The following is a 4,315-nucleotide window of genomic DNA, read 5'->3' as shown; positions in this document are numbered from 1 at the left end:
TCGTTCCACCACCGTCGTTTCTTCCAGAATAGTCTTCAGAGCCTCCAGGGGAAGTGTGCTCGCAGAGAATCGCGTCGTCGTCGAGTCCCCGTCGGCAAGTCCATGCGCAATGGCATTATTATATGGTATTTTCTCGACTCGTTCTGGAGGGCATATGGGTTACAAGGTCGGTGACATGGTCGTCTATCCGCGTCATGGGGCCGCCAGAGTGGATGCCATCACCGAACGGACCGTCAAGGGTGTCACCCGCAAGTACCTGCAGCTGTCTGTGCTCTCCTCGGATGGGCTGGTCATCAACGTCCCCGTCGAGAACGCGGCCAAGGTGGGCGTCAGGGACATCGTCGACGCCAAGGCGGTGGCCAAGGTCTTCGAGATCCTGCGCACTCCGGTGGTCGAGGAGAAGGAGATGAACTGGTCCCGCCGCTACAAGCTGAACGTAGAGAAGATCGCCACCGGCGAGGTCAACAAGATCGCCGAAGTGGTGCGCGACCTCTCCCAACGCGACGTGGACGAGCACGGGCTGTCGGCGGGCGAGAAGCGGATGCTGATCAAGGCCCGCAAGATCCTGACCTCCGAGATCGCCCTGTCCGAGAATCTGGACGAGGACGAGGCCCAGCGTCTGCTGGATGTCAATCTGGGCTATGCGGAGCCCATGCCCGGTGACGACAAGCACCATACCAAGTCCCCCAAGGAGCCAGCTTCCAAGACTCTGGCACGGGTGGCCCAGGAGGCTGCCAAGACCAAGAGCAAGGGCAAGACCAAGGGCAAGCGCTGAGGCCGGAGCCGGCCATGGATCATCCAAGCATCGGACTGGGTTTTGATGCCCATCGCTTCGATCCGACTGGTGAACGTCCCCTCTGGCTGGCCTGCCTGTCCTGGAATGATGGAACCCCTGGCCTGCTGGGCGATTCTGACGGTGATGCAGCTGCCCATGCCCTGATTGATGCCATCCTGTCAGCTGCTGACTTGGGCGATATAGGCACCTTGTTCGGCCTGGGAGCACAGGCTCCTGGAGCGGGCATGCATGGGGTAGCCATGTTGGAGAAGGCCATGACCTGCCTGCATGAGCACGGTCGTAGGCTGCTCAATGCTTCCCTGGTTATCGTCGGCCAGCGCCCCAGACTTTCTTCTCGTCGCCACCTGGCGCAGCAGGCCATGAGCCAGGCAGTTGGCGCACCGGTTCGGCTGACCGCCACCACCACTGATGGCATGGGTTTTACTGGTCACAACGAGGGCATCGCCGTCATGGCCACCGCGCTGGTGGGCTGACTGGCATCAGGCACGCAGGGCTGCCCATCCCCTGGCCAGAGCCCAAAAGAGGGTGGATAGGGTCACGATGATGAAGCTTGGCGGGGCTGGCACCATGGCCGAAATCACCAGGCCTCCCCAGATGGAAGCCAGGCAGATCAGTCCCGACAGAAGCATGGCCCTCAGGGGAGAGGCCACCAGGATGTTGGCCGTGGCCGCTGGGGTGACGACCAGAGCGAAGATGAGCAGGGTCCCCACTGCTGGCACGGCGATGGTGATAACCCCGGCCATGATGGCCATGAAGGTTAGGTTCATCAGCCCGATAGGCACGCCGCGAGCCTGGGCCACCTGCTCGTCCAGGGAGCTGAAAAGCAGGGGCCGGTAGATCAGAGCCAGCAGGATTAGCAGGGCTGCGTCGAAGGTTATGAAGCCGATGACCTGCCCTCGGGTGATGGTCAGGATGGATCCGAAGAGGATGGCCTGCATCTGCTGGGAGGCCGAACTGGACATCCTGGCGAAGAAGAGCCCCAGACCAGTGGCGAAGGCCAGGACCGTGCCCGTGGCGATTTCCCTCTGGGAGGCCCGCTTGCCCAGGGCGCCGATGACCAGCGCCCCGCCCAGGGCGAATAGGCCCATGCCGGCAGAGACCGGCAGCCCAAGCAGGACGGCCCCCGTGGCGCCCGGCAACCCGATGTGGGCCAGGGCATGGGCGGCGAAGGTGGAGTGTCTGGCGATGGTGAAGTAGCCCATGGCTCCGGCGGCCACAGCGATGCACAGACCAGCCACCATGGCGTTGCGCATGAAGGGAGCGGCGAGGATCTCCATCCAATGGGGATCGAAGACTTGTGTGGTCATGAGGTCCTTTCCCGGTCCGTCCCATGCAGGCGGGCCACCTGGCTGGGTTGGTAGCGATTGTGGACGGGTCCGATCGGCTCGTCCATGTCGGGGGCTACGAACATGTCCCCCTGGGGTGTGGTGACCACCTCCACCTTGGTGCCATAGAGGTGGGTGAGCAGGTCCGAGTCCAGCACGTCGTCCATGCGGGCGTAGTGGGGGTGCCCGTCCAGCAGGTAGACCGCCCCGGTCAGTACCGGCAGCAGCATGTTCAGGTCATGGGCCACCACTTGGATGGTCATGCCCAGACGGCTGTTGAGCTGTGCCAGCAGGTGGACGGTGGCGCGCTGCCCGGCCAGATCCAGATTGGCCAGGGGCTCGTCCAGCATGAGCAGATCAGGATCGCAGACCAGGGCCTGGGCGATGGCCACCCGTTGGCGCAGGCCGCCGGAGAGCTGTGACAGGCGCAGGTGGGCCCTGTCCTCCACACCGACGAAGCGCATGGCCTTTCTGGCGCGCTCGCGGTCCTGCCGGGTGACGGGGTGGATGCCGAAGCGAGTGCCGGTCAGCCCCAGCAGTACAGACTGCTCAGCCGTCAGGTTGGAGTCGATATCCGAGGTATAGCTCTGGGGTACGTAGCCGATGTGGTCGTTGGCTTGGCCGGCCGGCTGCCCCAGGACCTGCAGGCTGCCGGCATCCAGGGGGAGCAAGCCCAGCTCGGCCTGCATCATGCTGGTTTTGCCAGTGCCGTTGGTGCCCACGATGGCGGTTATGGTCCCCGATGGAATGGCGAAGGTTCCCTCCGACCAGATCAGCCGCCCGGATCGGCGGATGGCGGCATGGTCGAAGACGATGCAGGCCTGCGTGGATGTTCTATCTGTGTCCGTATCCATGGCGTCCTTCTCACAGGCATCCAAATTGGTGATCCTGCTCTTATTGAGCATGATTCTCATTATGGCGGGGAAGTGGACAGCGCGCAACTTTGTCAGCCAAGTCCTCCCGGACCGGCCCTTGGACAGTGGTTCCAGTCGGGGAGGAATCTGCGCTAGGCTGGCTCAGACAACTTTGACAAGGGTTTGCGCCCGCTTGAATGATGGAGACCTATTGACGGCAGTGAAACTAGATGGAAAGGCGGCGGCTGCAGAACTCAAGGAGGACCTGCGCGCTCGCGTGGCTAGGCTGACGGCCATGGGACGCACTCCTGGCCTGGGGACCATCCTGGTAGGGGAGGATCCCGGTTCGCTCAAGTATGTGGAGGGCAAGCACCGGGACTGCAGCCAGGTGGGCATCAGGTCCATCCGAGTGGATCTGCCCGCCGATGCCGGCAAGGATCGGATTCTAGCTGCGGTGGATCAGCTCAACCAGGATCCTGACTGCACCGGCTACATTGTCCAGCTGCCCCTGCCCGATGGAGTGGACCCCACTGAGATCATCGAGCGCATCGATCCGGCCAAGGACGCCGACGGCATGCATCCCTACAATCTGGGCCAGCTGGTTCTGCATGCCGACGGCCGGGTGCGGACCCCTCTGCCCTGCACCCCGCGGGGGGTCCTGTACCTGCTGGACCATTACGGGATTGACCTGGCCGGCAAGGAGGTCTGCGTGCTGGGCCGAGGATTGACTGTGGGTCGCACCATCGGGCTGCTCTTGACCAACCGCGGGGTGGATGCCACCGTGACCCTCTGCCATACCCGCACCAAGGATATTGATGCACATCTGCGCAGGGCTGATGTGATCATTGCAGCCGTGGGCCAAGCCGGGTTGGTTGGCCCAGACCAGGTTCGCCAGGGTACCGTCCTGGTGGATGTAGGCGTCTCCCGGATTTGGGATCAGCAGGAGAAGCGCTGGCGGATCAAGGGCGACATCGATCCAGCCGCCAGGCTGTCTGCAGCTGCCTATACGCCAAATCCCGGCGGTGTGGGGCCCATGACACGGGCTATGCTCTTGGCCAATGTGGTCGATTCCGCTGAGCGAGCCGCAGGAATTCCTGCGCGCGACACGCCCGAGGCTCCCCGGCGACAATGACCGTGGTGTCTCCTATCATAGGGAATGTTCACGCCTGCCGGCGAGAACGCATAACTCAATAACGGTAAAAATATCCACCAACTATACAAGAAACAATTTAATTAATGGCAGAGAACAACAAGGAAGTCCCTCAGGTCGCGGTCAATGACATCGGATCCGAGGAAGACTTCATCAAGGCAGTCGATTCCACCATCAAGAACTTCGACGA

Annotated in this window: 5 protein-coding genes; 3 read left to right on the top strand and 2 right to left on the bottom strand. The window is 62.5% G+C overall.

Annotated elements, in window-relative coordinates:
• Positions 1 to 154: 154 nt before the first annotated feature.
• Both AC0AP0_RS09520 and AC0AP0_RS09515 read left to right on the top strand, forming a co-directional pair.
• A complete protein-coding gene (locus tag AC0AP0_RS09520) occupies positions 155 to 775 on the top strand; it encodes a CarD family transcriptional regulator (RefSeq protein ID WP_261252543.1) in 621 nt (206 codons plus the stop codon).
• 14 nt (positions 776 to 789) lie between these two features.
• Entirely contained in the window at positions 790 to 1,269 is a 480-nt protein-coding gene (locus tag AC0AP0_RS09515; RefSeq protein WP_490430287.1) for a 2-C-methyl-D-erythritol 2,4-cyclodiphosphate synthase, read from the top strand.
• Positions 1,270 to 1,275: 6 nt separating this feature from the next.
• Here the strand turns inward: AC0AP0_RS09515 and AC0AP0_RS09510 are convergent, their stop codons facing one another.
• Together AC0AP0_RS09510 and AC0AP0_RS09505 are read right to left on the bottom strand one after the other, a co-directional pair.
• Positions 1,276 to 2,103, bottom strand: a complete 828-nt coding sequence (locus AC0AP0_RS09510; protein WP_490430286.1) for a metal ABC transporter permease — start codon at positions 2,101 to 2,103, stop codon at positions 1,276 to 1,278.
• Complete coding sequence (locus tag AC0AP0_RS09505; RefSeq protein WP_046323783.1) at positions 2,100 to 2,975, bottom strand: ABC transporter ATP-binding protein; 876 nt, start codon at positions 2,973 to 2,975, stop codon at positions 2,100 to 2,102. The genes AC0AP0_RS09510 and AC0AP0_RS09505 overlap by 4 nt, the downstream gene beginning before the upstream one ends.
• 211 nt (positions 2,976 to 3,186) lie before the next feature.
• On the opposite strand from AC0AP0_RS09505, the gene AC0AP0_RS09500 reads away from it, so the two are divergent.
• Positions 3,187 to 4,107 (top strand): bifunctional methylenetetrahydrofolate dehydrogenase/methenyltetrahydrofolate cyclohydrolase, encoded by a 921-nt coding sequence (locus AC0AP0_RS09500; RefSeq protein WP_110425338.1) that lies wholly within the window; start codon positions 3,187 to 3,189, stop codon positions 4,105 to 4,107.
• Positions 4,108 to 4,315: the final 208 nt, after the last annotated feature.

It is taken from the genome of Bifidobacterium sp. POST2/T3 (B1) (genome assembly GCF_058197115.1).
Note: the sequence above shows the minus strand (reverse complement) of the source record. Positions and strands in the feature narration are given on the sequence as shown.

Bases quoted from the DNA above. Each gene is read 5' to 3' on its own strand.
- AC0AP0_RS09520 (WP_261252543.1), top strand. From the start codon at position 155: ATGGGTTACAAGGTCGGTGACATGGTCGTCTATCCGCGTCATGGGGCC.
- AC0AP0_RS09515 (WP_490430287.1), top strand. From the start codon at position 790: ATGGATCATCCAAGCATCGGACTGGGTTTTGATGCCCATCGCTTCGAT.
- AC0AP0_RS09510 (WP_490430286.1), bottom strand. From the start codon at position 2,103: ATGACCACACAAGTCTTCGATCCCCATTGGATGGAGATCCTCGCCGCT.
- AC0AP0_RS09505 (WP_046323783.1), bottom strand. From the start codon at position 2,975: ATGGATACGGACACAGATAGAACATCCACGCAGGCCTGCATCGTCTTC.